Origin of the sequence: Microbacterium luteolum, from assembly GCF_039533965.1 — a bacterium.
GTDB classification, from domain to species: domain Bacteria; phylum Actinomycetota; class Actinomycetes; order Actinomycetales; family Microbacteriaceae; genus Microbacterium; species Microbacterium luteolum.
Genome location: NZ_BAAAUN010000001.1, coordinates 670,631 through 696,976 on the forward strand (window position 1 = coordinate 670,631; position 26,346 = coordinate 696,976).

26 protein-coding genes are annotated in these 26,346 nt (G+C 69.4%); 10 read left to right on the top strand and 16 right to left on the bottom strand.

The genetic code is table 11. From position 1 onward, the window contains the following. Position 1 precedes the first annotated feature (1 nt). Together ffh and ABD648_RS03305 are read right to left on the bottom strand one after the other, a co-directional pair. Positions 2 to 1,561, bottom strand: a complete 1,560-nt coding sequence (gene ffh / locus ABD648_RS03300; protein WP_282217283.1) for a signal recognition particle protein — start codon at positions 1,559 to 1,561, stop codon at positions 2 to 4. A 55-nt stretch (positions 1,562 to 1,616) separates the two neighbouring features. Beyond that, the gene (locus tag ABD648_RS03305; RefSeq protein WP_282217284.1) at positions 1,617 to 2,204 is read right to left on the bottom strand and encodes a TetR/AcrR family transcriptional regulator; all 588 of its coding nucleotides are present in this window, start codon (positions 2,202 to 2,204) and stop codon (positions 1,617 to 1,619) included. Positions 2,205 to 2,300: 96 nt separating this feature from the next. On the opposite strand from ABD648_RS03305, the gene lipB reads away from it, so the two are divergent. Together lipB and lipA are read left to right on the top strand one after the other, a co-directional pair. Then, positions 2,301 to 2,954, top strand: a complete 654-nt coding sequence (lipB, locus tag ABD648_RS03310; protein WP_282217494.1) for a lipoyl(octanoyl) transferase LipB — start codon at positions 2,301 to 2,303, stop codon at positions 2,952 to 2,954. Then, entirely contained in the window at positions 2,951 to 3,940 is a 990-nt protein-coding gene (gene lipA, locus ABD648_RS03315; RefSeq protein ID WP_282217285.1) for a lipoyl synthase, read from the top strand. Before lipB ends, lipA begins: the two co-directional genes overlap by 4 nt. Here lipA and ABD648_RS03320 read toward each other — a convergent pair. Both ABD648_RS03320 and ftsY read right to left on the bottom strand, forming a co-directional pair. After that, a complete protein-coding gene (locus tag ABD648_RS03320) occupies positions 3,937 to 4,437 on the bottom strand; it encodes a DUF2004 domain-containing protein (protein WP_282217286.1) in 501 nt (166 codons plus the stop codon). The two genes, lipA and ABD648_RS03320, sit on opposite strands and share 4 nt — an antisense overlap. A 44-nt stretch (positions 4,438 to 4,481) precedes the next feature. Then, the gene (ftsY, locus tag ABD648_RS03325; protein ID WP_282217287.1) at positions 4,482 to 5,354 is read right to left on the bottom strand and encodes a signal recognition particle-docking protein FtsY; all 873 of its coding nucleotides are present in this window, start codon (positions 5,352 to 5,354) and stop codon (positions 4,482 to 4,484) included. A 28-nt stretch (positions 5,355 to 5,382) separates the two neighbouring features. On the opposite strand from ftsY, the gene ABD648_RS03330 reads away from it, so the two are divergent. Beyond that, a complete protein-coding gene (locus ABD648_RS03330; RefSeq protein WP_282217288.1) occupies positions 5,383 to 6,045 on the top strand; it encodes an alpha/beta fold hydrolase in 663 nt (220 codons plus the stop codon). A 97-nt stretch (positions 6,046 to 6,142) separates the two neighbouring features. Here the strand turns inward: ABD648_RS03330 and smc are convergent, their stop codons facing one another. Then, positions 6,143 to 9,688 carry a chromosome segregation protein SMC gene (gene smc, locus ABD648_RS03335; protein ID WP_282217289.1) on the bottom strand — a complete coding sequence of 1,182 codons (3,546 nt, stop codon included), beginning with the start codon at positions 9,686 to 9,688 and terminating at the stop codon, positions 6,143 to 6,145. A 532-nt stretch (positions 9,689 to 10,220) separates the two neighbouring features. Between smc and ABD648_RS03340 the strand changes: the two genes are divergently transcribed. The 5 genes from ABD648_RS03340 (at position 10,221) to ABD648_RS03360 (ending at position 14,798) form a co-directional block, all read left to right on the top strand. Beyond that, complete coding sequence (locus ABD648_RS03340; RefSeq protein WP_282217290.1) at positions 10,221 to 10,502, top strand: hypothetical protein; 282 nt, start codon at positions 10,221 to 10,223, stop codon at positions 10,500 to 10,502. A gap of 14 nt (positions 10,503 to 10,516) precedes the next feature. Then, the gene (locus ABD648_RS03345) at positions 10,517 to 11,605 is read left to right on the top strand and encodes a GNAT family N-acetyltransferase (protein ID WP_282217291.1); all 1,089 of its coding nucleotides are present in this window, start codon (positions 10,517 to 10,519) and stop codon (positions 11,603 to 11,605) included. After that, positions 11,602 to 12,681, top strand: coding sequence for a GNAT family N-acetyltransferase (locus tag ABD648_RS03350; RefSeq protein WP_282217292.1), 1,080 nt, complete (start codon positions 11,602 to 11,604; stop codon positions 12,679 to 12,681). The genes ABD648_RS03345 and ABD648_RS03350 overlap by 4 nt, the downstream gene beginning before the upstream one ends. Positions 12,682 to 12,783: 102 nt before the next feature. Then, positions 12,784 to 13,479, top strand: a complete 696-nt coding sequence (locus tag ABD648_RS03355; RefSeq protein WP_282217293.1) for an ABC transporter ATP-binding protein — start codon at positions 12,784 to 12,786, stop codon at positions 13,477 to 13,479. Beyond that, on the top strand, positions 13,476 to 14,798 hold the full coding sequence (locus ABD648_RS03360; RefSeq protein WP_282217294.1) for an FtsX-like permease family protein: 1,323 nt from the start codon (positions 13,476 to 13,478) through the stop codon (positions 14,796 to 14,798). Before ABD648_RS03355 ends, ABD648_RS03360 begins: the two co-directional genes overlap by 4 nt. A gap of 11 nt (positions 14,799 to 14,809) precedes the next feature. On the opposite strand, the gene mutM is transcribed toward ABD648_RS03360, so the two are convergent. The 6 genes from mutM to ABD648_RS03390 all read right to left on the bottom strand — a co-directional run bounded on the left by mutM (position 14,810) and on the right by ABD648_RS03390 (position 19,937). Next, complete coding sequence (gene mutM, locus ABD648_RS03365) at positions 14,810 to 15,673, bottom strand: bifunctional DNA-formamidopyrimidine glycosylase/DNA-(apurinic or apyrimidinic site) lyase (RefSeq protein WP_282217295.1); 864 nt, start codon at positions 15,671 to 15,673, stop codon at positions 14,810 to 14,812. Continuing rightward, entirely contained in the window at positions 15,666 to 16,358 is a 693-nt protein-coding gene (rnc, locus tag ABD648_RS03370; RefSeq protein WP_282217296.1) for a ribonuclease III, read from the bottom strand. Before rnc ends, mutM begins: the two co-directional genes overlap by 8 nt. Positions 16,359 to 16,372: 14 nt before the next feature. Beyond that, positions 16,373 to 16,582 carry a 50S ribosomal protein L32 gene (rpmF, locus tag ABD648_RS03375; RefSeq protein ID WP_282217297.1) on the bottom strand — a complete coding sequence of 70 codons (210 nt, stop codon included), beginning with the start codon at positions 16,580 to 16,582 and terminating at the stop codon, positions 16,373 to 16,375. 2 nt (positions 16,583 to 16,584) lie between these two features. After that, positions 16,585 to 17,133: a YceD family protein gene (locus ABD648_RS03380; RefSeq protein ID WP_282217495.1), complete on the bottom strand. Its 549-nt coding sequence runs from the start codon at positions 17,131 to 17,133 to the stop codon at positions 16,585 to 16,587. 71 nt (positions 17,134 to 17,204) lie between these two features. Then, positions 17,205 to 17,702, bottom strand: coding sequence for a pantetheine-phosphate adenylyltransferase (coaD, locus tag ABD648_RS03385; RefSeq protein WP_282217298.1), 498 nt, complete (start codon positions 17,700 to 17,702; stop codon positions 17,205 to 17,207). Between the two features lie 60 nt (positions 17,703 to 17,762). After that, positions 17,763 to 19,937 carry an ATP-dependent DNA helicase RecG gene (locus ABD648_RS03390; protein ID WP_282217299.1) on the bottom strand — a complete coding sequence of 725 codons (2,175 nt, stop codon included), beginning with the start codon at positions 19,935 to 19,937 and terminating at the stop codon, positions 17,763 to 17,765. Between the two features lie 61 nt (positions 19,938 to 19,998). On the opposite strand from ABD648_RS03390, the gene rsmD reads away from it, so the two are divergent. After that, complete coding sequence (gene rsmD, locus ABD648_RS03395; protein WP_282217300.1) at positions 19,999 to 20,613, top strand: 16S rRNA (guanine(966)-N(2))-methyltransferase RsmD; 615 nt, start codon at positions 19,999 to 20,001, stop codon at positions 20,611 to 20,613. Here rsmD and thiL read toward each other — a convergent pair. Then, a complete protein-coding gene (thiL, locus tag ABD648_RS03400) occupies positions 20,583 to 21,578 on the bottom strand; it encodes a thiamine-phosphate kinase (RefSeq protein ID WP_282217301.1) in 996 nt (331 codons plus the stop codon). The genes rsmD and thiL overlap by 31 nt on opposite strands. A gap of 23 nt (positions 21,579 to 21,601) precedes the next feature. On the opposite strand from thiL, the gene ABD648_RS03405 reads away from it, so the two are divergent. After that, the gene (locus ABD648_RS03405) at positions 21,602 to 22,084 is read left to right on the top strand and encodes a DUF3515 family protein (RefSeq protein WP_282217302.1); all 483 of its coding nucleotides are present in this window, start codon (positions 21,602 to 21,604) and stop codon (positions 22,082 to 22,084) included. 1 nt (position 22,085) lies between these two features. Here the strand turns inward: ABD648_RS03405 and ABD648_RS03410 are convergent, their stop codons facing one another. From ABD648_RS03410 to murA, 4 genes are read right to left on the bottom strand one after another with little or no spacing between them, the layout of a single operon-like run. Further along, positions 22,086 to 23,168, bottom strand: coding sequence for a D-alanine--D-alanine ligase family protein (locus ABD648_RS03410; RefSeq protein ID WP_282217303.1), 1,083 nt, complete (start codon positions 23,166 to 23,168; stop codon positions 22,086 to 22,088). Then, complete coding sequence (locus ABD648_RS03415) at positions 23,074 to 24,210, bottom strand: NAD(P)H-dependent glycerol-3-phosphate dehydrogenase (protein ID WP_282217304.1); 1,137 nt, start codon at positions 24,208 to 24,210, stop codon at positions 23,074 to 23,076. Before ABD648_RS03415 ends, ABD648_RS03410 begins: the two co-directional genes overlap by 95 nt. Next, complete coding sequence (locus ABD648_RS03420; protein WP_282217305.1) at positions 24,200 to 24,964, bottom strand: lysophospholipid acyltransferase family protein; 765 nt, start codon at positions 24,962 to 24,964, stop codon at positions 24,200 to 24,202. The genes ABD648_RS03415 and ABD648_RS03420 overlap by 11 nt, the downstream gene beginning before the upstream one ends. Next, entirely contained in the window at positions 24,961 to 26,328 is a 1,368-nt protein-coding gene (gene murA / locus ABD648_RS03425; protein WP_282217306.1) for a UDP-N-acetylglucosamine 1-carboxyvinyltransferase, read from the bottom strand. The genes ABD648_RS03420 and murA overlap by 4 nt, the downstream gene beginning before the upstream one ends. Between the last annotated feature and the right edge of the window lie 18 nt (positions 26,329 to 26,346).

Genomic DNA, 26,346 nt, shown 5'->3' on the forward strand with positions numbered 1-26,346 from the left:
CTCAGCCCTTGCCGAACAGCTTCTGGATCTCGGCGAGGTCGGCCTCGCTCGGTGCCTGAGCGCCGCCACCGCCGAGACCGAACCCGGAGCCGGTGGGCGCCGTGGTCGAGGTGATACCCGCGTTCTCGGCCGCACGCTTGGCCGGGTTCCCGGAGCGCGAGCCCCCGGAGGACTTGCCCTTCTTCCCCCGCTTCGACGACGCGCCGGGACGGCCCATCCCGGGCACCGCGCCCATACCTGGGATGTTCGGGGTGCCGCCGCGGGCGACCGTCTTCATCATCTTCGCGGCCTGCTCGAAGCGCTGGACGAGCTGGTTCACATCGGTGACGGTCATGCCGGAGCCGCGGGCGATGCGCAGGCGGCGTGAGCCGTTGAGGACCTTCGGGTTGCGGCGCTCGACCGGCGTCATCGAGCGGATGATCGCCTCGGTGCGGTCGATCTCCCGCTCGTCGAAGTCCTCGAGCTGCTGCTTCATCTGGCCCATGCCCGGGAGCATCCCGAGCATCTTCTTCATCGACCCCATCTTCTTCATCTGCTGAAGCTGGTCGAGGAAGTCCTCGAGGGTGAAGGCCTCGTTCGCGAGCTTCTCGGCCATCTTCGTGGCCTCTTCCTCATCGAAGGCGTTCTGCGCCTGCTCGATGAGGGTGAGGATGTCGCCGAGGTCGAGGATGCGGCTCGCCATGCGATCCGGGTAGAAGGGCTCGAGGTCCTCGAGACGCTCACCCGTCGAGGCGAAGATGATCGGACGGCCGGTGATGGATGCCACCGAGAGCGCGGCGCCACCGCGCGCGTCGCCGTCGAGCTTCGACAGCACGACGCCGGTGAAGTCGACGCCCTCCTGGAACGCCTTCGCGGTGTTGACCGCGTCCTGTCCGATCATCGCGTCGATGACGAACAGGACCTCGTCGGGGTCCACCGCCTTGCGGATGTCGGAGGCCTGCTTCATGAGCTCGGCGTCGACGCCGAGACGGCCGGCGGTGTCGATGATGACCACGTCGTGCTGCTGGCGACGGGCGTGCTCGACGCCATCGCGCGAGACCTTGACCGGGTCACCGACGCCGTTGCCGGGCTCCGGCGCGTAGACCGCTGCTCCGGCCTGCTGCGCGACGACCTGCAGCTGGTTGACGGCGTTCGGTCGCTGCAGGTCGGCGGCGACGAGAAGCGGGGTGTGCCCCTCGCCCTCGAGCTGCTTCGCCAGCTTTCCGGCGAACGTCGTCTTTCCCGAACCCTGGAGGCCGGCGAGCATGATCACGGTCGGCGCGGTCTTCGCGAACTGCAGGCGCCGCCGCTCGCCGCCGAGGATCTGCACGAGCTCCTCGTTGACGATCTGCACGACCTGCTGTGCGGGGTTGAGGGCCTTGTTCACCTCGTCGCCGAGCGCGCGTTCGCGCACCTTGGCGGTGAAGTCCTTCACCACGACGAGCGCGACGTCGGCGTCGAGCAGCGCGCGACGGATCTCGCGCACGGTGCCGTCGACGTCGGCCGCGGTGAGCTTCCCCTTCGTGCGAAGGTTGCGGAAGGTCTCGGTGAGCCGATCGGAGAGCGTGCCAAAGGTAGCCATGGTGCTGTCGATTCTACGCGAGCGGGAGCCGCGCGCCGATCCGAGTCGGTGAGGGTCAATCCGCCCAGGGCAGATCGTGGATCGTGCCGAGCGCCCGCAGCAGGACGGCCTCGGGCGTGCCCTGGCCGGCGCCGTGCTCCGCCCAGACGCGCAGCGAGGACAGCACGGCGGCCGCGTGGGCCGCTCCGAGGATGTCGGCGCGGACGACGTCGACGCCCGATGCGCTGGCGGCCCGGGCGACCGCTGTGGAGAGCCGAGCGAGTCGCAGGCCGGTGTCACGCACGAGCTCCTCTTCCAGACCCATCGCCGCCGCGTTCCGGAGGGCGAGGGCGAGGGGGTCCGGTTCGAAATCCCGCACGACGAGGAGCAGGATGCCGCGCACGGCGTCTCCTGTCGCCAGCCTGCCGAGGCTCTCGAGCGACGTGATCGCGTGCCCGATCCGCTCGTCCACGCCCGACCACAGCACGTCGCTCTTGGAGGTGAAGTAGTTGAAGAAGCTCGAGCGGCTCACCCCGGCGCGCTGGGTGATGTCAGCCACCGATGTCGCGTCGTAGCCGCGCTCCAGGAAGAGCTCGCACGCCGCTTCGGCGAGCGTCTCCCGCGACGACGCCTTGGGGCGACCCGCGCGACCGGTGGAGTTCATGCTTTCACGGTACCGCCCGTCGCGGGGCCCTGAGCCGTCCGCACGGATGAGGGGTATTGTTAGACGCAATCCAACTACCCCATGAAGGTGGCAATGATGCTCGACATCCTCACTCCGGGTTTCGCACCGAACCCCGTGCCGTACACCGACGGATGGGAGCTGCAGCGCCGCGTCCACGCCGACGTCGTGCAGGGCACCCGACCCGACACTCTCATCCTGCTCGAGCACGAGGCCGTCTACACGGCCGGCAAGCGCACCGAGCCCCAGGAGCGCCCTCAGGACGGCACGCCCGTGGTCGATGTCGACCGCGGCGGCAAGATCACCTGGCACGGGCCGGGGCAGCTCGTCGGCTACCCCATCGTCCGGCTGCCCGAGCCCATGGACGTGGTGGCACACGTCCGCCGCCTGGAGCGCCTGCTGATCGATGTCCTGCGCCCGTTCGGCGTCGAGGGCTACCAGGTGGACGGCCGCAGCGGTGTCTGGGTGCGCCGTCCGCTCTCCGAGGACAAGGTCGCCGCCATCGGCGTGCGCGTGCAGCAGGGTGTCACGATGCACGGCTTCGCGATCAACTGCGACAACTCGCTCGCCGGGTTCCGTGACATCATCCCATGCGGGATCACCGACGCCGGCGTCACCACGGTGAGCGAGGTCGTGGGCCGGACGGTCACCCCGGCCGATCTCGTCGACGCCGTCATCGCCGCCTTCACCACCGACTACGCCGACGCCGACCTCGCAGGAGCATCCGCATGACCGCCGCACCCGAAGGGCGCAAACTCCTCCGCCTCGAGATCCGCAACGCCGAGACGCCCATCGAGCGCAAGCCCGAGTGGATCAAGACCAAGGCGAAGATGGGCCCCGAGTACACGGCCCTGCACTCCCTCGTGAAGAGCGAGGATCTGCACACGGTGTGTCAGGAAGCCGGATGCCCGAACATCTTCGAGTGCTGGGAGGACCGGGAGGCGACGTTCCTCATCGGCGGCTCCCAGTGCACGCGGCGCTGCGACTTCTGCCAGATCGACACCGGCAAGCCGGACGCCTACGACACCGACGAACCGCGCCGCGTGGCCGAGAGCGTCCAGCGGATGAACCTCCGGTACGCCACCGTGACGAGCGTCGCCCGAGACGACCTGCCCGATACGGGCGCGTGGCTCAACGCCGAGACGGTCCGGAAGATCCACGAGCTCAACCCGAACACGGGTGTCGAGCTGCTCGCGAACGAGCACAACGCCGACCCGGCCTTCCTCGGTCAGATCTTCGATGCGCGCCCCGAGGTCTTCGCGCACAACGTCGAGACGGTGCCCCGCATCTTCAAGCGCATCCGGCCGGCATTCCGTTACGAGCGGTCGCTGGACGTGCTCACGCAGGGCCGCAACGCCGGGCTCATCACCAAGTCGAACCTGATCCTCGGTATGGGCGAAGAGCCTGAAGAGGTCGTCCAGGCTCTGCAGGATCTGCACGACGCCGGCTGCGACATCATCACGATCACGCAGTACCTGCGCCCCACGCCGCGCCACCTTCCGGTCGCCCGCTGGGTCAAGCCCGCCGAGTTCGTCGAGTTCAAGGAGGAAGCCGAGCGCATCGGCTTCCTCGGTGTCCTCGCGGGACCGCTCGTCCGCTCGTCGTACCGCGCCGGCCGGCTGTGGGCGCAGTCGATGGTGTCGAAGGGACGCGAGATCCCCGCCCACCTGGCGCACATCGCCGAGAGCGCGGACCTGGGCTTCGCGCAGGCGGTCTAGTCGGCGCTCATGACCGACTGAACACTGCCGTCGGAACCGAGGTTCACGAGCAGGACGTCGTCGGTCGAGCTGTCGTCCAGTGCGTACTCGAGAACGGCGAACGGCTCCGAGCCGCCGTGCTCGTCAGCGAGGATCGTCATGCTCATCAACCGCAGCGAGCGGATGATGTCGACCGCGGCATCGCCCGAGACGTCGACGAGCACTTCGGGGAGATCCTCACCGTAGGTCTCCTGCTGCTGGAGGATGTACTCGGTCACCTCGCTCGTGCGATCGTCCACCTCGGAGAGCATTCCCCGACGCGCGGTGTCGTCGACGCTCTCCAGGCCCGCGATGAGGCTCGCGGCGATGTCGAGCGCGTCAGCGGACACGTCGTCCTGGTCAGGAGCCGTCAGATCGACGGTGACGCTCTGATCGCCGAGCTCGACGGTCTCCGACCAGAAGATCGAGCCGTCGGGTCCCGATGAGAGGAGTCCGAAGTAGTCGTGTTCGATCGCCATAACGCTATGAAACCAGCCTCGTGCTCACTGCGGTAGCCCTGTCCTCAACCGACCAGCGACTGGACGAACACATGGGGGGTGAATCCGGTCAGATCGTCGATGCCCTCGCCCTGACCGAGGAGCTTCACGGGGATGCCGGTGCGCTCCTGGACGGCGAGCACGAAACCGCCCTTGGCCGACCCGTCGAGCTTCGTGAGGACGAGTCCCGTGACCCCGGCGTGCTCCAGGAACGACTCGGCCTGCATGACGCCGTTCTGCCCCGTCGTGGCGTCGAGGACGAGCAGCACCTCGCTGATCGGAGCCTGCTTCTCGATGACGCGGCGGATCTTGCCGAGCTCGTCCATGAGCCCGCCCTTGGTGTGCAGACGCCCCGCCGTGTCGATGATCGCGATCTCGATGCCTTCGCGCTTGGCGTAGTCGATGGTCTGGAAGGCCACGGATGCCGGATCCTGACCCTCCTGCTGCGGGCGCACGATCGCCGCTCCCCCGCGCTGCGCCCAGGTGGCCAGCTGATCGACCGCTGCGGCACGGAAGGTGTCCGCCGCGCCGACCACGACGCTGCGCTGGTATCCGCGGAGGAACTTCGTGAACTTGCCGATCGTGGTCGTCTTCCCGACGCCGTTGACGCCGACCACGAGCACCACTGCGGGACGCTCGGTGAGCTTGAGCGTGGTGTCGAATTTCGCGAAGTGCTCTTCGAGCGTCTCGCGCAGCATCCGCTGGAGATCCTGCGGGTCTGTGGTGCGGAAGCGTTCCACCTTCTCGCGGAGCTCCTCGACGACGCGCTCGCTGATGTCGGGACCGAAATCCGCCGTGATGAGCGCGGTCTCGAGGTCCTCCCAGGTCGTCTCGTCGATGGTGGGCTTGACGAACATGCCGCGCAGTGCGCGACCGAGAGACCAGGACTTCTCCGCCATGAGTCCAGCCTACGGGTAGCATCCGGGGATGGTTCGCGAACGCGTCTACGTGCACGGCGGGGGAAGACGCGGTGTCGATGCCTGGCCGCATGTCGACGAGGGCGACGCGACGTTCGTCTCCTTCCCCGCGGGATCCTCGATCGACGATCAGGCTCACGCTCTCGCCGATGAACTCGGCGGCCGGCCGGTGATGATCTTCGCGCATTCGATCGGCGCGGTTCCCGTCGCCCTCGCAGCGCCGCGGCTCGATATCGCCGGTCTCGTGCTCATCGAACCGGCGCTCTACGACCTCGCGCGCGGCGATACGGCGATCGAACGCCACATCGGCATCGTCACCGAGGCGCGTTCACGGGCATCCGTCGGGGACCTCCGCGGATTCTGGGCGATCCTGCGGCCGCTGATGTTCGGAGGCCCCTTCGACGAGGAGCGCTGGAGCGAGGAGCAGGCTCTCGCCCAACGGTGGGCGACCACCAACCTGCCCTGGGGGCACGGCGTACGGGACCGGATGCTCGGCGGCGTGCCGACCTTGGTGGTGACCGGCGGCTGGAACGACGAGTACGAGGTGATCGCGCAGGTGCTCGCCGATCACGGGGCCACGCATCGCGTGCTGCCGGGTCACGAACATCGCCCGCACGACTCCGGCCGCTTCGTGCACGTCGTGGACGAGTTCGTGGCCGCACTCGCATCCTGAGCACGACTTCGGAGTTCACGCCCGAAACGCCGACGGCGCCCGGCATCCGCGGGGTGTCGCCGCGAGTTCTCCGAAGCTGTGCTCGGGGCTGAGCGCCTCAGCTCGCCGCGGCCGCCCGGTCGCCGACGCGCTGGCCGACCACGGCGGACACGCCGTCCTGCCGCATCGAGACGCCGTAGAGCGCGTCTGCGATCTCCATCGTGCGTTTCTGATGCGTGATGATCAGCAGCTGAGAACTCTCGCGCAGCTGCTCGAACACCGTCAGCAGGCGTCCGAGATTCGCATCGTCCAGTGCGGCCTCGACCTCGTCGAGGATGTAGAACGGGCTGGGCCGCGCCTTGAAGATCGCGACGAGGAGAGCGACGGCCGCGAGTGAGCGCTCGCCGCCCGAAAGCAACGACAGCCGCTCGATCTTCTTGCCGACGGGTCGGACCGACACCTCGATCCCCGTCGTCAGCATGTTGTCGGGGTCGGTGAGGGAGATGCTCCCCGAACCGCCGGGGAACAGCAGCGGGAACACCTGGCCGAAGGCTTCCTTCGTGTCTTCGAACGCGCTCGCGAAGATCGTCTGCATCCGATCGTCGAGGTCGCCGATGATCGTCAGCAGGTCCTGGCGCGTCTGCGTGAGGTCCGCCAGCTGCTCGGTGAGGAACGCGTGACGCTGCTCCAGCGCGGCGAACTCCTCGAGCGCGAGCGGATTGACGCGTCCGAGCTGCGCCAGCTTGCGCTCGGCCTCGGCGAGGCGGCGCTGCTGAATGCGCCGGTCGAAGGGGATGGCCGTGTCGTCGATGAGCTCATCCTCGGGCGGAGCCACACCCGGATCCCGAGGAACCAGCTGGTCAGGTCCATATTCCGCAATGAGAATATCTTCGTCGAGAGCGAGCTCGGACGACACTCTCTCCAACAGGCTGTTGAGGTGGAGCTTCTTCTCGTGGATCTGGAGTTCGAGCCCGTGCACGCTCTCGGTGAGACCGGACAGGCGCTCCCGCAAGGACGTCTCCTGCGCGCGCAGAGCCACGAGCTCCTCGTTCTGCGCGGAGCGCGCGGACTCCGCCTCGCCGAGCGCGATGCGCGCCTCGGTGACGGAACGATCGAGTGAGTCGAGGATGCGGGGCAGCTCTGCGGCGACGCCGGATGCCGCCGCGCGCTGCGCTCGGCGGATGACGGCCCTGCGCGCCGCCTCTGCTGCTGCGTCGCGCTCGTGCTCGCGCTGGCGCTCGAGGCTCGACACCCGCGCCTGCGCGGCGCGCACCCGCTCCCGGAGCGTCTCGATCTCGAGTCGGGCGCGCACCTCGTCCTCGCGCGCGGCCTCGAGCGCTTCGAGCAGACCGTCGCGCGCGGTGGCGTCGAGCACCGGACGAGGCGCCGCGATTGCCGCATCCACCTCGTCCTTCGCTGCCTGTGCCTTGGCCTCGGCGTCGGCGACGGCCGCCTGCGCCTGCGCGAGTCCGGTCTCGAGTCGCTCGCACTCCGCCACGGCCGATTCGTGGCGCACGGTGATCCGGTTCACCTGCTCCGCGTGGCTCGCGAGCGCCGCGTCGTGCTCTCGAAGAGCCCGCAGAGCATCCTTCGCCTGGCGACGGGTGGTCTCGACGGCCTCGTTCGCGTCCTCCCGCGCCTCGCGCAGCGAGTCGACGACGATCTGGATCTCGGTGAGACGCTCTCTCGCGGCGTCGCGCTCGGCCGCGAGCTCCAGGCGGGACCGCTCGCCTCCCGATCCGGTCCGCAGAGTCTGAGCCGTGACGACGTCGCCGCCGAGCGTGACGATGGTGGTCGTGGCGTCGCCGGCGGTGTCCAGGGCTGCGCGCGCTGCTCGCGCCGAATCGAGATCGGCGGCGATGAGCACGTGCGAGAGGATGCCCAGCACCCCGTCGGGCGCGGTGACGGTCTCGGTCGCCGGCGTGATCCCGTCGATAGCGGGCAGGTCGACGGTCGGACGCAGGGCATCGGCCACGACGAAGTCCACGACGCCACGACGCTGTTCGGCGGCCTCCGCGGCCGCCGCGAAGGCGTCGGCCGCGGAGTCGATCAGCACGCCTTCTGCGAGCGGTCCGAGGACGGCCGCGATGGCCGCTTCGAAGCCGGACCGCACCTGCACCGCGTCGCCGACGAGTCCGCGCACACCGGCTCCGCCGGCCTTGACGATCTCCGCCGCACCACCGGACAGCGCGAGCGCGCTGCTCAGCGCCGCCGCCTTCGCCGTCAGCGAGTCGACCTCGCGCTCGGCGGCGTGGAGCCGCTCCCGCAGCGCCTCTCGCTCGGCCTCGGCCGTCGAGGATGCCCGTTGCGCGCTGTCGTAGGCCGCCGCGTGCTCGACCGCCGTGCCCTCCGGGGCCTCGGCGTCGTCGATCGCCTCGAGCGCCTCTGTCGCCTCCCGGCGTCGCACGTTCGCGGCTTCCAGCGCGTTCTCCTGCCGGAGCACCGCGCCGCGCACGGCTGCCAGTGCCGACGCCGCGGCATCCGCGGTGCCACGGAGCGTCGAGAGCCGCATGTCGTACTCCGAGACGAGAGCGCTCTGCTCGGCGATGTCCACGTCGAGCGTGTCCAACTCGGCACGGGCGTGCACGACCTCCCGGCTCGCCGCAGCGGCCGCGTCCTGCGCGTCACCGAGGCCTGCGGAGATCAGGTCGATCTCTTCCTTCGCCTCATCGATCGTGCTCTGGGTCACCGTCACCGCGGTGACGGCGGCGTCATCCTCCTCGGAGCCCAGCAGGGCGAGCCGCTGATTCGCCAGCGTGTACAGGCCACGCATCCGCTCCTGGACCTGCTCGAGTCCGAATGCCACGCCCCTGGCCTGATCGACGGCGACGGAGTTCTGGTCCTGCTCGAGTCGGGCGATGCTCGCGCGCACGGTCTCGGCCTGGTCGGAGAGCACGAGCCGCTCGGTGTGGCGCTCGTGCTCGGTGCGCGTGTGATCGGCCAGCGCCGTGCGCAGCGCGACGACGTCATCCGCGAAGATGCGTGCTTTCGCGTCGCGGACCACCGCGGCGATGGTCTGCGCCTCGCGAGCGATCTCCGCCTGCCGACCGAGCGGCTTGAGCTGACGCCGGATCTCGCCGGCGAGATCGCTGAGGCGCGTGAGGTTCGCCTCCATGGCATCGAGCTTGCGGAGGGTCTTCTCCTTGCGGCGGCGATGCTTCAGGATGCCGGCGGCTTCCTCGATGAATCCGCGACGATCCTCGGGTGACGCTTGCAGCACGGTGTCGAGGCGACCCTGGCCGACGATGACATGCATCTCGCGTCCGAGACCCGAGTCGCTCAGCAGCTCCTGCACATCGAGCAGCCGGCAGCTCTCGCCGTTGATCGCGTACTCGCTCGATCCGCTGCGGAAGAGCGTTCGACTGATCGTGACCTCGGCGTACTCGATCGGGAGCGCGCCGTCGGCGTTGTCGATCGTGAGCTGCACCTCCGCCCGCCCGAGCGGCCCGCGGGTCGAGGTGCCGGCGAAGATGACGTCCTCCATCTTCCCGCCACGGAGCGTCTTGGCGCCCTGCTCCCCCATGACCCACGCGAGCGCATCGACGACGTTGGACTTGCCCGATCCGTTCGGGCCGACGATGCAGGTGACGCCGGGCTCGAACACGAAACTGGTCGGCTGGGCGAACGACTTGAACCCTTTGAGCGTCAGGCTCTTCAGATGCATGCGAGCACCGCTCGTCCGGGGAGATTCACGCCGCCACGCTACCGGAATCGCGCCGATCCGCTGTCATCCCGCGCGGGCGGGCGATGAACCCGCGCCGGCGGCGACACGCCGGAAGAACACGGATGTGCTTGACGACCTCGGCGATCCTTCGCTACCGTGTCCTCCGGATCGCCACACGAAAGGAGGTTACCGATGATGTTCATTCAGCTCAACGCACAGGCCACAGGCCTCACCGCGCCAGCGCACTCTGCGCCGCGCTCTGCGTACTCGGTAACCGCCGGCGTCCGCTCCAGCGCGCTCGCATAGAACCGCAGCCCGAGAATTCCGGCCCGTATCGGGCTCGCCTCTCGCCGGTGCACCCGCGCCCCACCCTCTGATCTGCGTGCAGATCATGGACTCCCCGCCACCCTCGGCATCCGCTTCTCGCGGCGCCTGAGGCGTCGCATCCTTCCGCGCCGTCCCCGACTGCCATGGCCGTCTCGTGACGACGCTTCCACACCCATCTCCCGTCATTCATCTCGAAGGAACAATCGTGAACACGACGCTGCATCGCGGCATCACCCACCCGCCCGATACCGAGGACCAGCAGGTCCTCCAGATCCCCCGTCCCGACGAACTGCGCAGCCTCGCGCTCGCTGATCGTCTCTCCCTCCGGATCGGCCTCTGGCTGCTTCAGAGGGCGCAGCGTCCCCGGCGCGAACGCCGGAAGCTGCACTTCCCACCCACTGATTCCCTGATCCTCGGTGAGCGCGACCGCTCCGCCGCGGAGACCTACGCGCTGCTCACCTACGACCTGCAGCGCAGCATGCGCTGATCGGAGATCACCTCATGGACATCCCGCTCACCGCAGGCGCGACCCTGCGTCCGCTCGTGCTCCCGGCACGAGCGGACGCAGCGGACGCGGGCGAGTTCCGCGAACTCGCCCGCGTCCGCAACCTCGTCTACCGCGAGATCACCGGCCGTGACGAAGACGATCTGACGCCGGAAGCGCTGCTGCCGATCCTGCGGTCCCGGAAGGAGCGCACCACCGTCGTCTGGGCGGTGCGCATCGGCGAGGAGATCGTCGGACGGGCCATCGTGAACATCCCGCATGAGGAGGGATCACGCGTCGCGATCGTGAGCATCGAGCTGCGGCCGCACGTGTGGGGTCGCGGGATCGGCAGCGCGGTGCTCCCGCACCTGGAGGACGTCGCCCGCCAGCACGGGCGTTCCGTACTGCAGGAATGGCTCGAGCAGCAGCCGAGCGACGGTCCGCGGATCGAAGCCCAGACCGGCTTCGGGAGCGTTCCGGACGACCATGTCTCCCGGTTCCTCCTGCGGCACGGCTACCAGCTCGAGCAGGTCTATCGCGTGAGCCATCTGACGCTCTCCCCGGAGACGATCCAGCACGCACGAGAGCTCCTCGCCGACGGGCGCGCCGCGTCCACCGACTACCGGGTGGTGCACTGGATGCTCCCGACGCCTGCCGACCGGGCCGAGGGGTATGCGTGGATGAAGTCGCGCATGTCCACCGATGCCCCCTCCGCCGGGATCGAGACCGACGAGGAGACGTGGGACGTCGCTCGTCTGCAGGAGGGCGAGCGACGTCTCGCCGAGATGGGCCGAACCGTGCTGGTCACCGCCGCGGAGCACATCGCCACGGGCGAGCTCAGCGCGTTCACCGAGCTCGCGATCGGTCCTGACCATGACGCGGTGACCCATCAGGAGGACACGCTCGTGCTCCACGAGCACCGCGGCCACCGTCTCGGACAGCTGGTGAAGTGCGCCGCAATGCTCGAATGGCTCGACGTCGCGCCACGATCGCCCCGCGTGATCACCTACAACGCCGAGGAGAACCGGCCGATGCTCTCCATCAACGAGGCCATGGGCTTCACTCCCACCGCCTACGAGGGCGCCTGGAAGAAGGAACTGACATGAACACGATCGTGCTGACGATCACCCCGCTCATCGCGCCACGCTCGCTGGACGACGCCGATGCCGCGGACTTCCTCGCGTACGGCGAGCTCAACCGGCTCATCTGCGACGAAGCCGTCGGCCTGCCCGACCTCGCACCGGATGCCGCGCAGATGCTGCCCGCTTGGCACGACAGCACCGACACGCTGCAGACGGGATTCGTCGCGCGTTCGGACGACAGGATCCTCGGCATGGTGACGGTGGCGTTCGCCCAGGAGGCCGAGGCGCACGCCGCGGAGATCGACCTGCTCGTCCCGGCCGAGCACTGGGGCCACGGTGTCGAGGATGCTCTGCTCGCTCGCGCGGAGGATGAGGCGCGCGCACAGGGGCGCAGCGTGCTGCAGATCTGGTCGCTGCACCGGCCGGAAGAGACCGAGCGCATGCTGGTGCCTCGAACCGGCTGGGGCCGGGTTCCCGCGATCCCGCTCAGCGATCTGCTGGAAGCGCGCGGATTCGAGCTCGAGCAGGTCGAACGCAACAGCGAGTTCGACCTGCGCGCCGACTCCGAGCCGTTGCGCCGGGCCCTCGCAGAGGCGCGATCCGTCGCCGGCGCCGACTACCGGCTCGTCGAATGGATGCTGCCCACTCCGCCGGACCTCCGAGACGGCTTCGCCGCCGTGCTCGCCCGGCTGTCGACAGACGCCCCGAGCGGCGAGATGGACTTCGTCGCCGAGGAATGGGATGCCGATCGGCTGATCCGTCGCGAGGAGCAGCTCACCAGCGCGGGCCAGGCGATGTCCGTCGCCGCCGTCCAGCATGTGCCGACCGGAGAGCTAGTCGCGTACAACGAGCTGCTGATCGGCGCCGACCGCGGAGGCGTCACGCACCAGTTCGGGACGCTCGTCTCGAGGGAGCATCGCGGCCACCGGCTCGGAATGATCGTCAAGTGCGCCAACCTACTCCGCTGGCGGGAGCGGATGCCGTCCTCGCCGATCGTCTCCACCTTCAACGCGGAGGAGAACCGTCCGATGCTGAGCATCAACGAGGCGATCGGCTTCCTGCCCGTCTCCTATGCGGGAGCGTGGCAGAAGAAGATCTGACCTCGGATGCGGACCCGATCTCATTCTCCGGGATGACGTCGGGTCCGCATCCTCATCCGCCTGACGGACGACGGCGGCGAGGCGGGTGACGAGGCTGGAAGCATGAACATCCCCGTGATCGAAGCCCACGCCCTCAGCAAGAACTTCGGTTCGACCCGTGCCCTCGCCGGTGTCGACCTCGCGATCCATCGCGGCGAGTCCGTCGCGATCATGGGCGCCTCCGGCTCGGGCAAGACGACGCTGCTGCACGTGCTGGCCGGCATCATCTCCCCGGATGCCGGTGCCGTGACGTTCCGCCCTGCCGAAGGGGCACCGGTGGAGGTGACCGCGCTGGGTGAGTCGGCCCGTTCCCGGCTCCGTCGCGAGCGCTTCGGCTTCGTCTTCCAGCAGGGTCTCCTGATCCCCGAGCTCACCGCCGTCGAGAACGTCGCGCTGGCCTCGATGATCAACGGGATCCGGCGGCAGGATGCCGTGCAGCACGCAGCCGCGTGGCTCGCGGCACTCGGTCTCGCCGGCATGGAGGAGCGCCGCATCGGCGAGCTGTCCGGAGGCCAGGCGCAGCGCGTGGCGATCGCTCGCGCTCAGGCGACCGGAGCGGAGCTGGTCTTCGCCGACGAGCCGACCGGAGCGCTGGACTCCCAGACATCCGCCGAGGTCATGGACGCGCTGCTCTGGTCGACGACCGGACAGGGACGCACACTCGTCGTCGTGACACACGATCCCGAGGTCGCCGCGCGGTGCACGCGCACGATCGCCGTGCGCGACGGACGCATCGTCTCGTCGGCGGTCGCCGCATGAACGCCAACGTGCTCGCCCTGCTGCTCCGCCCGGCACCCGGGCAGAACAGCGTCCTGGCCCTCCCCGTCGTGGCGTTCGGCGTCGTCACCACACTCGTGCTCACCGTGATCGGCGGCGCACAGTCGTTCTGGGGATGGACGGACGAGTTCGCGCCGGTCTACCAGGCCCTCGCCGCTATCGCCCTGGTGCTGCTCGTGGTGCCGCTCGTGTCGCTCGGCGGCGCAGCCGCGAGACTCTCCGCCCGTCGCCGCGATGAGCGCCTCTCCACCCTCCGACTTCTGGGCGTCTCCCCCGCCGGAGTCACCGTCGCGACGGTCGCCGAATCGGTCCTGGTCGCGGGTGCCGGAGCGGTGGTCGGCGTGCTCGGGCACCTGGCGATCAGTCCGCTGGTGGGCATGATCCCGTTCCGCGGAGAGCCGCTCGGCTTCGGCGCGGTCTTCCTGTCACCCCTGCACATCGTCGCCGTGTTCGGCGGAGTTCTCGTCCTCGCGGCGGGCAGCGCGATCATCGGGCTCCGCCGGGTCGTCATCTCCCCGCTGGGTGTCCGCACGCGCTCATCGGTGTCGAGCGTGCACTGGATCCGCGCGGTCATCGCCGCCGGCGCCGTCGCGATCGCGTTCGTCCTGATCAAGGTCTTCCCCTCGGTCGGCAGCCTCGTCGCGACGATCGCTGTGCTCGCCGGGGTGTTCGGCGCCGTGCTCGCGGTGCTGAACATCGTCGGTCCCTGGGTGCTCAAGGTCTCGGCATCCCGACAGCTCCGGCGCGCCGAGCAGCCGGAGCGCCTGCTCGCCGCCCGCATCGTCCTCGACTCCCCCAAGACGGCATGGCGTCAGGTGGGCGGCATCGCCATGGCCAGCTTCATGGCCGTGTTCGCCGGCACCGGCGTCGCGCTCCTGGACGTCATGGGCGGCGAGGGCGCGACAGCGTCGGACATCGCCCTCGCGGACGACATCCGCACCGGGCTCGTGATCACGCTCATCGGCTCGTTCCTCATGGTGGCGGCATCCGTCGGCGTCAACCAGGCGTCGGACGTGCTCGACCAGCGAGAGCTCCACCGCAGCCTGCATCATCTGGGAATGCCCCTCGAGACCGTGGATCGAGCGCGACGTCGGGCGATCATGTCGCCGCTGCTGGTGACGGCGATCGGATCGGCGCTGTGCGCGGCCGTCGTCGTGTTCCCGCTCGTGGGAATCGCCCTGATCACCGCCCCGCTGTCGCTCCTCACCATCGCTGCCGTGGTGGCCGTGGGAATCGGCGTCGTGTGGGCGAGCACCTGGGCCACCCGGCCACTGCTGACCGGGGCGTTCCAGGCGGCGTGACGGCGTCGCGATCAGCGGCGGCGCTGGCAGCGAGGGCAGTAGTGCGACGAACGGTTCATGAACGCCTCGCGGCGGATGGGCGTGCCGCAGCGCGGGCAGGGCTGTCGCCCGCGGCCGTAGGCGTTGAGGGAGTGCGCGAAGTACCCGGCCTGCCCGTTCACGTTGACGTACTGCGCGTCGAAACTCGTCCCGCCCTCGGCGAGTGCCTTGGCGAGGACAGCACGGACCTCGCCGAGGAGCCGCTGCACCGCCGGCGTGGACAGGCGGCTGGCCGGAGTCTCCGGGTGCACGCGCGCCGCCCAGAGCGCCTCGTCGGCATAGATGTTGCCGATCCCGCTGACCACGCTCTGGTCGAGGAGCACGCGTTTGATCGCGCTGTTCTTGCGTGCAAGGGCGTGCCGGAAGCGGTCGTCGTCGAACGCGTCGTCGATCGGGTCCCTGGCGATGTGACCGACCTGAGTCGGGATCAGAGAGGAGCCGTCATGGATCAGCGTGTCGACCGCGAGGGATCCGAACGTCCGCTGGTCCGAGAAGACGATCGCCAGCTCGCCGTGCTGCGGATGCTCGAGATCGATCCGGACGCGCTCATGGCGCTCGGCAGCGGCATCCGGCGCGCGCAGCAGCATCTGACCGCTCATGCCGAGATGGGCGATCAGCGCGGACTCCGCGTCGTCCAGCGGGAGCCAGAGGAACTTCCCGCGGCGCGATGCCGCCGAGAACCGACGGCCCTCCAGGCGTGCGACGAAATCGGCGGCCCCGGCCGGATGCCGGGTCAACGCCCGCTCGTCGAAGACGCTGACCCCGGTGATCAGGGATCCGATCGCCGCAGGTGCGAGACCTGCGCGGACGACCTCGACCTCGGGAAGCTCAGGCACGCTCGTTCAGCGTGCGCCAGGCGCTCAGCGCAGCCGCCATCTCGGCGGTCTTCTTGCTGCTCCCGGTGCCGGTCATGCGGACGTCCCCGACCTCCACCGTCGCCGTGAAGCGTCGGTCATGATCGGGACCGCTGGCCTCGACCGAGTACTGCGGCGGCGTGGCCCCGGACCGTGCGGCGAGCTCCTGAAGACTGGTCTTCGGATCCATCGCCGCGCCGTAGCGCTCCGGGTCTGCCAGCAGCGGCTCGGTGAGACGCAGCACGAGCTCCGTCGCGGCCTCGGGCCCAGCCGACAGGTAGGTCGCGCCGATGACGGCTTCCATGGTGTCGGCGAGGATCGAGTCCTTGTCCCGACCACCGGTCTGCTCCTCGCCACGACCGAGCAGGAGGTGACTGCCCAGATCGATGCCGCGGGCGACCTCCGCCAGGGCGACGGTCGACACGACGCTCGCGCGCCGCTTGGCCAGCTCGCCCTCATCCAGGTCGGGATGCGTGGTGAACAGCATGACCGTGACGGCCTGCCCGAGCACCGAGTCGCCGAGGAACTCCAGACGCTCGTTGTGAGGGATGCCGCCGTGCTCGTACGCGTACGAGCGATGGGTGAGCGCCAACTCCAGAAGCTCCGCGTCGATGTCGACGCGGAGCTTGACTGGGAGAGGTCTCGTCCCCCCGGGGACCTCCGTCACGATGAGTTCGCGACTCAGACGTCGGCGACCTTGCGGCCCTTGTACTCGAGGAACAGCTCGGTGCCCTGCGAGTCCGTGACGACCTTCGCCTGGTGGGGACGGCTGTAGACGGTCTTGCCGTTCTCGATGGTCTTCACCAGGGCGATGGGAGCCGCCTTCCACTGCGCGCGGCGCGAGCGGGTGTTCGAACGGGAGACCTTACGCTTCGGGGGGTTACCAGCCATGACTAGCTCTCTTCTTTCTCGGCGGCGCGGCTCGATGCCTTGCCGTCTTGGTCTGTGATCTGCTGGAGCGCACTCCATCGAGGATCGATGGGAGCGGCCTGCTCCGTCCCGGTGCTCACGGTCAGCCTTTCGCCCGTCTGCGGGTCGAGACCCGGGCAATCCGGCTGACACACCGGCTGAAATGGAAGCGACAATACGGCCGCATCCCTGACGAGAGTTTCAAGATCCACGTGGTCGTCTTGAACCTCGAAGTCAGTTTCTTCCTCACCAGGATACGCGAAAAGCTCCTGGAACTCGACTTCGACAGGCTGAGTGATGTCGATGAGGCATCTTCCGCACACACCGGCGTACTCGGCCTCCGCTGTTCCGGAGACCAGAATGCCCTCGTGGACCGACTCGAGACGTACGTCGATGTCGAGGTCGGAACCCGCCTCGTACCTGACGATTCCCTCGCCCCAGGGTTCGGCGAGGCTCACCGTGAACTCGTGTTCACGCATCTCCCCCGGTCGTCGGACGATGTCGCGGACGGGAAGGACGAAAGGGCCGTTCAGTCGAGATCGCACCACGCCATGTTACCCGGCTCCGTCTGCGAGCGGGCCGGACAGGGCATCGGCAGCGGAGCTCAGATCCCGCGTGCGCCGGTGTCGAGGAACGCGGCGACGGCCGGGGGGACGAACGGCGTCACGTCTCCGCCGAGCGATGCCACCTGACGCACCAGCGAGCTCGACACCAGAGCATGCGACGGGTCGGGAAGCAGGAAGACCGTCTCGATGTCCGCCAGGTGCCGGTTGACGATCGCCATGGGCGATTCGTAGGCCACGTCGATCTGGGATCGGATGCCCTTCACCAGCACGCCGGCTCCGACATCGCGGGCGTAGTCGACCAGGAGACCCATGCTCCAGGAACCGATCACGATGGTTCCCGCCATGCCGTCCTCGGCGATCGACCGTTCGAGGAGCGACAGCCGCTGCGCGATGGGCAGCATCGCCTCTTTGCCGGGGTTGTGGACGACGAGCACATGCAGCTCGTCGTACAGCTTCGCGGCACGACGGATCACATCGAGGTGACCCAGGGTCGGCGGATCGAAGGAACCCGGGACGACGGCGATCCGGCTGCTCACTTCGACTCCATCCGTCGCTCAGTGCATCGCATACGTCCAGCCTAGGGCACGCGCATGTCGTCAGTTCTTCGCCAGCGCGGCACGGTCCTCGTCGCTCACTCGACGGCCGATGACCTCGCTCAGCCCCGGATGCCGGGCGAGTTCCGGGTCTTCCGCGAGGATCTGTTCCGCGACCTCGCGCGCTCGTGTGATGAGTCCCGCGTCCTTCACGACGCGCAGGAGCTTGAGCGACGAGCGGACCCCCGCCTGGGCGGCCCCGAGCACATCGCCCTCACCGCGCAGCTCGAGGTCGACCTCGGCCAGGGCGAATCCGTCGAGGGTCGCTGCGACCGCCTCGACGCGTTCACGGGCGACGGAACCCGATTCGGCCTCCGTGACCAGGAGACAGAGCCCTGGCACTCCGCCTCGGCCCACCCGACCGCGCAGCTGATGCAGCTGGGAGACGCCGAAGCGGTCGGCGTCGAGGACGATCATCGTCGAGGCGTTCGGAACGTCGACGCCGACCTCGATGACCGTGGTGGCCAGCAGCAGGTCGATCTCCCCCCGCGCGAAGGCCTGCATCACGGCATCCTTCTCATCAGAGGGCATCTTGCCGTGGAGCACAGCCCTGCGGAGTCCGCCCAGCTTCGGGTGCGTCGCGAGCGCCTCGTCGAGCTGCACCACCCCCCAGCGCGGTCCCGCAGCCCCCTCGGGTGCGAGCGCGGACTGCTCCCCCTGCTCGGCGGTCTTCTTGGCCGTGTCGATCGCGGCGCAGACGGCGAACACCTGCCGGCCCTGCGCGATCTCCTCCGCCGCCCGATCCCAGACCCGGTTGAACCACCCGGGATGCTCGGCGAGCGGGGCGACGAAAGACTCGATGCCGGCGCGTCCAGCTGGCATCGTGCGGATGACCGAGGTGTCGAGATCGCCGAAGACCGTCATCGCCACGGTCCTCGGGATCGGCGTCGCCGTCAGCACGAGGGCGTGCGGGCTCGAGCCCTTCGCCCGCAGAGCCTCCCGCTGCTCGACGCCGAAGCGGTGCTGTTCGTCGACGACCACGAGGCCGAGGTCGGCGAAGGTCGTCTTCTCCCCCAGCAGCGCGTGCGTTCCGACGACGATGAGCGACTGCCCGGACGCGACGCGCAGCGCGGCCTTCCGGCGTTCCGCCGCCGGGAGCTGCCCTGTGAGCAGCGTCGGCATCACGAGTGGCGCGAGCTGCGGGCCGAGCATCTTCGCGATGGACCGCAGGTGCTGACCGGCGAGGACCTCGGTCGGGGCGATCAGCGCCGCCTGCCCGCCGCTCTCGGCGACCTGCAGCATGGCGCGCAGAGCGACCAGCGTCTTGCCGGAGCCGACTTCGCCCTGCACGAGGCGGTTCATCGGCCAGGCGCCCACCAGATCGTGAGCGACCTGCTCTCCCACCGTCTGCTGATCAGGCGTCAGAACGTAGGGCAGCGAGGCATCGAAGCGCTCCAGCAGACCGCCCGGCTGCGCGGGTCTCGCGGTCGCCGAGAGTGCTCGCACCGCATCGCGCTGCTGGAGCAGGGCGGTCTGCAGTGTGAGCGCCTCGTGCATCCGCAGGGTGCGCACGGCGGGGTCGATGTCGTTCCGCGTGCGCGGTCGGTGGATGAGCTCGAGCGCCTCGCCGGCGGTGAGGAGCTCCTCCTCCGTGCGCACCGCTTCCGGAATCGGATCGGGGATGCCCGTCAGGTCGTCGAGCACGCGTGCGACGAACTTCGCGATCTGCCAGGTCTGCAGGGTCGACGTCGCCGGGTAAATCGGGATGAGGACAGACGCCCTCGCATCAGCCCGGCGCCGGGCTGCGTCCTCGTCGTCGAACAGCTCGTACTCGGGATGAGCGAACTGGGTGACCTCGTTGAACATGCCGACCTTGCCGGAGAACACGCCCCGCCGTCCGACCGCGAGGTCTTTCGAACGCCACTCGGCCGCGTTGATGTTCTTGGCGAAGAACGTCAACGACATGCGCCCGATGCCATCGCCGATCACGACGTCGACCATCGCGCCCGGGCGGTTGCGCATGCGGCGGAAGCTCGAGGAGAGAACCTCGGCCACGATCGTGACGGTCTCGCCGATGGGGAGGTCGCGGATGGGGGTGAGTTCTCCCGGATCCGCATAGCGCCGCGGGTAGTGCGAGACCAGGTCTGCCACCGTCTGCATGCTGAACGCCCGGTTGAGCGTCTTCGCGGGGGCGGCGCCGAGGGCCTCCTCCAGCGAGGAATCGAGCGTAAGCGGCATGATTCGAGTCTAGGGAACCCCGCGGACACCTCGGGCGCCGCGTCTGTCGTATCGTGAACGGGTGACGAGGATCATCGCCGGACGGGCACGCGGAGCACGACTCGAGGTGCCGGGCACCGGCACGCGTCCGACCAGCGACCGTGTCCGGGAGTCGCTGTTCGGCGCTCTGGAGTCAGCCGACGCCATCGACGGCGCGCGCGTGCTGGACCTCTATGCGGGTTCCGGCGCCCTCGGTCTGGAGGCGCTCAGCCGCGGCGCGGCGAGCACCGATCTCGTCGAACGCGGACGCCAGGCGGCCGCGCTGATCCGGCGCAACGCCGCGACCGTGGCGAAGGCGGGCGGCGCAGCGGCTGCGCGCGTCCACGAGGTGGCGGTGCACACCTATCTGCTGCGGGCTGCCGGCACGTTCGACCTCGTGTTCTCCGACCCTCCGTACGACCTCGACGACGAGGCGATGACGGCCGATCTCGTCGCACTCGCGCCTCTGCTCTCGCCGCAGGCGCTCGTCGTCGTCGAGCGCGGTCGACGTTCCACTCCGCCGGACTTCGCCGCCGCAGGGCTCGAGCTGTTCCGCGAGAAGGCCTATGGCGACACCGTCCTCTGGTGGGCGGAGCCGACGGCGGCGGACCCGCCGGTCACCCGGTCTCAGCCCGAGACGGAATCCCAGTCCCGATAGGGGTCCCAGCCGGAGATGTCCACCGGCCGCTCGTCGCACAGGAGATCCTCCTCACCGCGGTCGCGGACCTCGCCGATGATCCGGAACCCGGGCGGAAGGACCCCGTCGGGGAAGGTCGCGAGCAGGGCATGGTCCTCCCCGCCGGCGATCGCGCGCTCCGGATCGTCCCCGAGCAGCGCGCGATCGAGCGCGATGGTGACCTCGGATGCCGCGGCCATCCGCCGCGCATCGAGGGCGAGCCCGTCGGAGATGTCCATCATCGCCGTCGCACCAGCGGTCGCTGCCACAGGACCCAGCCCGATCGGCGGAGAAGGGCGGAGCTGCGCGGACACCGCACCGCTCTCCCCCGCGGCGAGCTTCGAGGGATCGATCGCGATCGGCACATCGCCGTCGCGGAAGCGTCCGAACAGCACGGCGAGGCCCCGCGCGGCGTGCCCCAGCTCACCCGCGACCGCGACCACGTCGCCGGGTCGCGCGCCGTCACGTGTGACGGCCGCACGGCCCTCGAGATCGCCGAGCGCGGTGACGGCGATAGTGAGCACGTCGGAGACCGTGAGGTCGCCGCCCACCACGGCGCAGCCGGGTGCCAGAGCGGCGCAGGCCTCGCGGAACCCGTCGGCGAGCCGCTCGACGAAGGACAGGCGCAGGTCACGCGGGACGGCCAGCGCCACGAGCAGAGCGGTAGGGCGGGCGCCCATCGCCGCGATGTCCGCGAGGTTCACCGCCGCCGCCTTCCAACCCAGGTCGTAGCCTTTGGACCAGGCGAGCCGGAAGTCCGGTCCGTGCACGAGGGTGTCGGTCGTCGCCACCACGCTGCCGGAGGGCGCGGCGACGACGGCGGCATCGTCTCCCGGCCCGAGGAGCGTGTAGGTCCCGGGTGCGGTGCGGGTCAGGATCGCTTTGAGGATCGCGCCCTCGGAGAGGTCGCCGAGGGCAGGGTCGTCGGCTGCGGGTCGGGAGGGCATGCTGTCAAAGGTAGCCTGGAAGCATGCTCCGTTCCCGTCGCCTCGCAGCCGTCGCAGGTGCGGTGATCCTGGCCGCGGCCCTCGCCGGCTGCTCCACGACCGTGCATCTCGAACCCGCCGCCGACGCGAACGATCCCGGCTGCGCTGCGGTCTCGGTACTGCTGCCCGAGACGGTCGCAGGGCTCGACCGCGTGTGGACGGATGCCCAGGCGACCGGCGCGTGGGGCGACCCGACGATCGTGCTCCGCTGCGGCGTGGAACCGCCCGCACCCTCCGAGCTCGTCTGCACCACGATCGGCGGCGTCGACTGGCTCGTGCTCGATCAGGAGGAGGAGCGGCAGCGACTCGTCACCTACGGTCGGGAGCCGGCCGTCGAGGTGAACATCCGCCGGGGCGAGCAGATCGACTTCCAGGCCGTCGTCGACACGCTCTCGTCCAGCATCCAGCCCGGACTCTCCGCGGCGACCGCGCAGTGCACCGAGCGGGTCGAGTTCCCCGCCGGCTGAGTCAGCGGCGGAGCCCGGCCTCGACCAGTTCGGTGATCAGGTCGCCGTAGCTCAACCCCGAGGCCACCCAGCACTTCGGGAACATCGAGATGGGCGTGAACCCGGGCATCGTGTTGAGCTCGTTGACGACCAGCTCGCCCGCCGACGTGAGGAACATGTCGACGCGGGCGAGACCCCGGCCGTCGACCGCCTCGAAAGCGCGGATGCCGGTGTCCTGGATCGCCGCGACCTCGGCGTCGGTCAGCTCCGCGGGGCAGACCACATCGACGCCGTCGCCGCCGAGGTACTTGCCCTCGAAGTCGTAGAACCCGCGAGAGGTCAGCACGATCTCACCGGGGAGCGACGCGCGCACACCGTCGGCGCTCTCGAGCACGGCGACCTCGATCTCGCGACCGCTCACCCCGGTCTCGATGAGGACCTTGTCGTCCTCCGCGAAAGCGATCGCCAGGGCGGCGTCCAACTCATCGGCCGTCTCGACCTTGGAGACGCCGACGCTGGAGCCCGCCCGCGCGGGCTTCACGAACAGCGGCAGACCGAGCTCGGCGGCGCGTGCCCGCAGCGGCGCGGCATCCTGCTCCCACTCCCGTCGACGAACCGTCACCCAGGGCGCGACCGAGATCCCGGACGCCTGGAGGGCGATCTTCATGAAGTGCTTGTCCATGCAGAGCGCGGAGTCGAGGACACCACCTCCGGCATAGGGGACCTCGAGGGTGTCGAAGAAGCCCTGGATCGTCCCGTCCTCACCATGCGTCCCGTGCAAGATGGGCAGGACAACGTCGATCTCGCCGAGCCCCTCGGTCGCGCCGCCGGGATGCACGACCCGCAGAGTGCGGTCGCCGCCGGGCTCCGGCCACAGGATGCGGGTGCCGTTGTCGACCACCTCCGGGAGGTGCGCCGCGTCGAGCGGGAACTTCGCGGGGTCGTCGTCTTCCAGGACGAATGCGCCCTCGCGGGTGATCCCCACCGGGATCACGGCGTAGCGGTCGCGATCAATCGCTCCCAGCACGCCCCCCGCCGTTGCGGAACTGATCGAATGCTCGCTGGAGCGCCCTCCGAAGAGCACCACCACCGTCTGCTTGTCCATGGTTGGTCCTCTCACCCTGGGGGGTGTCGTCGTCCGTCGTCAGGTGGGGCGCGATATCACGGGGATCCATCTTCCCGTCGAGCACCATCTTCACCTGTTCGACGATGGGCATGTCCACCTCGGACTCGCGGGCCAGCTGCAGCACGGGCGCGACGGAGGCGAGGCCTTCCGCGGTCTGCTGCATCTGCTTCACGACGTCCTGGAAGCTGTACCCCTGGCCGAGCAGGCGCCCGGCCGTGTTGTTGCGGCTCAGCGGAGACTGGCAGGTCGCGATGAGGTCGCCGAGCCCGGCGAGTCCCTGGAGCGTCTCCGGATGCGCGCCGTTCGCGACGGCGAAATCCGTCATCTCGACGAGGCCGCGGGTGATGATCGAGGCCTTCGTGTTCTCGCCGTAGCCGACGCCGTCCACGATGCCGATCGCGACCGCGATCAGGTTCTTGAGCACGCCGCCGAACTCCGTGCCGATCACGTCGGTGTTCACGAACGTCCGGAAGTAGCTGTTGCGCGCCGCCCTCGCGACGATCTCCGCCGTCTCCCGGCTGCGCGAGGAGATCACGGCCGCCGTCGGCTGCTCGCGGGCGATCTCCAGCGCCAGGTTGGGCCCGGATGCCACGGCGATGCGGTCGGGATCGCAGCGCAGCTCCTGCTGGATCACCTGGCTCATGCGCAGCCCGGTGCCGCGCTCCACGCCCTTCATCAGACTGACGATCTTCGCGTCACTGTCGGCCAGCAGCGGCCGCAGCGCCTTGAGGTTCTCGCGCAGCGACTGGCTCGGCACGGAGAGATAGACCTGCTCCGCGCCCTCGAGCGAGGTGGCAAGCTCATGCGTCGCCGCCATCGACCGCGGGAGGTTGATACCGGGCAGGTACCTCGAGTTGCGCTTCGCCTCGTCGATCTCGTGCGCGAGCTCGGCGCGACGCGCCCACATCGTCACCTGCGCTCCGCCGTCGGCGAGGATCTTGCCGAACGTGGTGCCCCAGCTGCCGGCGCCGATGACCGTGGCCCGCGGGCCGACCGGGACGGCGGTTCTCTTAGGAGTCAAGGCGCCCCGTCTCCTTCTGGCCGTGGCTCGCGGGATTCCAGCGCTCCGCGGGGGCCTTCTCGTCGCGCAGCTGCTCGAGCAGGGCGGTGATCGCGTTCATGAGCCGTGTCGTCGCCTCGTTGAGCGCCGCCGGCTCACCCGCGCGAGCGCGCAGGTCGGAGACGTCGACCGGGTCGCCGATGAGCACCTGCACGGGCTTGCGCAGCGGCCAGAGGCTGAGGCCCTTCTGGTAGCGCCCCATGATGGCCTGCGTGCCCCATTGCGCCATCGGGATCAGCGGGATGCCGTCGGCGAGTGCCAGGCGCACCGCACCGGACTTGCCGCGCATGGGCCACAGGTCGGGGTCGCGCGTGAGCGTGCCCTCGGGGTACACGATGACTCCGCGTCCGTGCTCGACGAGCTCGGCCGACTGCTTCATAGTCTGCTTCGCCGACGTCGCCGACGAGGTGCGGGCCACGGGGATCATCCCCGTGCGCTTGAGGAACCACCCCAGCACCGGCACCCGGAACAGGCTCTCCTTGGCCATGAACCGCGGGGCGCGGCCGGTGCGCCACACGGCGACCGACACGATCAGCGGATCGAACTCCGAGTAGTGATTCGGCGCGAGGACGAAGGACCCCTGCTGCGGCAGCTTCTCCGCACCCGAGACACGGATCTTCGCGATCAAGGCGACCGGCGGGATCACCAGCGCGGCGAGCGGCCAGAACACACTCGGCCGCGTCGTCTCCGTTGATCGGGAAGTCACCCGGGTCACCGGATGACGTCGAAGTCGGCGCCGAGGGCGTCGAGCTTGGCCAGGAACTTCTCGTAGCCGCGGCTGAGGATGTCGACGCCGGAGACCTTCGACTCGCCGGTCGCGGTGAGCGCGGCGATGACGTGGCTGTATCCGCCGCGGAGGTCGGGAACGACGATGTCGGCGCCGTGCAGCGGCGTGGGGCCGGTGATGACGGCGGCCTGCTCGAGCTCGCGACGCGGGACACGGCGAGGACCTGCCTGGAGTCCGTGCGGATGCACGACGATGTCAGCGCCCATCTTGACCAGCGCGTCGGTGAAGCCCATCCGGTTCTCGTACACGGTCTCGTGCACCACCGAGCGGCCGTGCGCCTGCGTGAGTGCCACGACGAGCGGCTGCTGCCAGTCGGTCATGAAGCCGGGGTGCACGTCGGTCTCCACGACCACGGGCTGGATGTCGCCGTCGCGACGGAAGAGGATGCCGTCCTCCTGGACGTCGAACCAACCGCCCGCCTTGCGGAAGACGTTGAGGAAGGTGAGCATCTCCTGCTGCTTCGCGCCGCCGACGAAGATCTCGCCGTCGGTCGCCAGCGCGGCGGAGGCCCAGGAGGCCGCCTCGTTGCGGTCGAAGATGGAGCGGTGGTCGTAGCCGCGGAGCTTCTCCACACCCTCGATCACGATGACGCGGTTGGGCTCGTACGAGATGATCGCGCCCATCTTCTGCAGGACGGCGATGAGATCCATGATCTCGGGCTCGATGGCCGCGTTCCGCAGCTCCGTCGTCCCCTCGGCACGCACGGCCGTCAGCAGCACCTGCTCGGTGGCCCCGACGCTCGGGTACGGGAGGTGGATGTTCGCGCCGTGCAGACGCCCGTGCGGGGTCGAGAGGCGGATGCCGCTGGGCAGCTTCTCCACGACGGCGCCGAACTTCCGGAGCGCGTCCAGGTGGAAGTCGATCGGGCGGTCGCCGATGCGGCATCCGCCGAGGTCGGGGATGAACGCCTGACCGAGACGGTGCAGCAGCGGTCCGCAGAAGAGGATCGGGATCCGGGAGGCGCCCGCGTGCGCGTCGATCTCCTCGAAGTGCGCGGACTCGACGTCGCTCGGGTCGAACACCAGCGCACCGGGCTCGTCACCGTCGGAGACGTTGACGCCGTGCACCTCGAGCAGCGAGCGGACGACGGCCACGTCGCTGATCGCGGGGACGTCGCGGAGCACGCTGACGGTCTCGCCGAGAAGCGAGGCCACCATCGCCTTCGTCGCGAGGTTCTTCGCACCCTTGACGTCGACACGACCGGTGAGCGGGCGACCCCCTCGAATGGCGAGGACGTCGCCGGTGAGAGCGGGGACTCCGTCCGGGAGAGCGTCGCGCACAGGTGTCGTCATTCGGAGCCTCACTTCGTT

Bases quoted from the DNA above. Each gene is read 5' to 3' on its own strand.
- ffh (WP_282217283.1), bottom strand. From the start codon at position 1,561: ATGGCTACCTTTGGCACGCTCTCCGATCGGCTCACCGAGACCTTCCGC.
- ABD648_RS03305 (WP_282217284.1), bottom strand. From the start codon at position 2,204: ATGAACTCCACCGGTCGCGCGGGTCGCCCCAAGGCGTCGTCGCGGGAG.
- lipB (WP_282217494.1), top strand. From the start codon at position 2,301: ATGCTCGACATCCTCACTCCGGGTTTCGCACCGAACCCCGTGCCGTAC.
- lipA (WP_282217285.1), top strand. From the start codon at position 2,951: ATGACCGCCGCACCCGAAGGGCGCAAACTCCTCCGCCTCGAGATCCGC.
- ABD648_RS03320 (WP_282217286.1), bottom strand. From the start codon at position 4,437: ATGGCGATCGAACACGACTACTTCGGACTCCTCTCATCGGGACCCGAC.
- ftsY (WP_282217287.1), bottom strand. From the start codon at position 5,354: ATGGCGGAGAAGTCCTGGTCTCTCGGTCGCGCACTGCGCGGCATGTTC.
- ABD648_RS03330 (WP_282217288.1), top strand. From the start codon at position 5,383: ATGGTTCGCGAACGCGTCTACGTGCACGGCGGGGGAAGACGCGGTGTC.
- smc (WP_282217289.1), bottom strand. From the start codon at position 9,688: ATGCATCTGAAGAGCCTGACGCTCAAAGGGTTCAAGTCGTTCGCCCAG.
- ABD648_RS03345 (WP_282217291.1), top strand. From the start codon at position 10,517: ATGGACATCCCGCTCACCGCAGGCGCGACCCTGCGTCCGCTCGTGCTC.
- ABD648_RS03350 (WP_282217292.1), top strand. From the start codon at position 11,602: ATGAACACGATCGTGCTGACGATCACCCCGCTCATCGCGCCACGCTCG.
- ABD648_RS03355 (WP_282217293.1), top strand. From the start codon at position 12,784: ATGAACATCCCCGTGATCGAAGCCCACGCCCTCAGCAAGAACTTCGGT.
- ABD648_RS03360 (WP_282217294.1), top strand. From the start codon at position 13,476: ATGAACGCCAACGTGCTCGCCCTGCTGCTCCGCCCGGCACCCGGGCAG.
- rpmF (WP_282217297.1), bottom strand. From the start codon at position 16,582: ATGGCTGGTAACCCCCCGAAGCGTAAGGTCTCCCGTTCGAACACCCGC.
- ABD648_RS03390 (WP_282217299.1), bottom strand. From the start codon at position 19,937: ATGCCGCTTACGCTCGATTCCTCGCTGGAGGAGGCCCTCGGCGCCGCC.
- thiL (WP_282217301.1), bottom strand. From the start codon at position 21,578: ATGCCCTCCCGACCCGCAGCCGACGACCCTGCCCTCGGCGACCTCTCC.
- ABD648_RS03405 (WP_282217302.1), top strand. From the start codon at position 21,602: ATGCTCCGTTCCCGTCGCCTCGCAGCCGTCGCAGGTGCGGTGATCCTG.
- ABD648_RS03410 (WP_282217303.1), bottom strand. From the start codon at position 23,168: ATGGACAAGCAGACGGTGGTGGTGCTCTTCGGAGGGCGCTCCAGCGAG.
- murA (WP_282217306.1), bottom strand. From the start codon at position 26,328: ATGACGACACCTGTGCGCGACGCTCTCCCGGACGGAGTCCCCGCTCTC.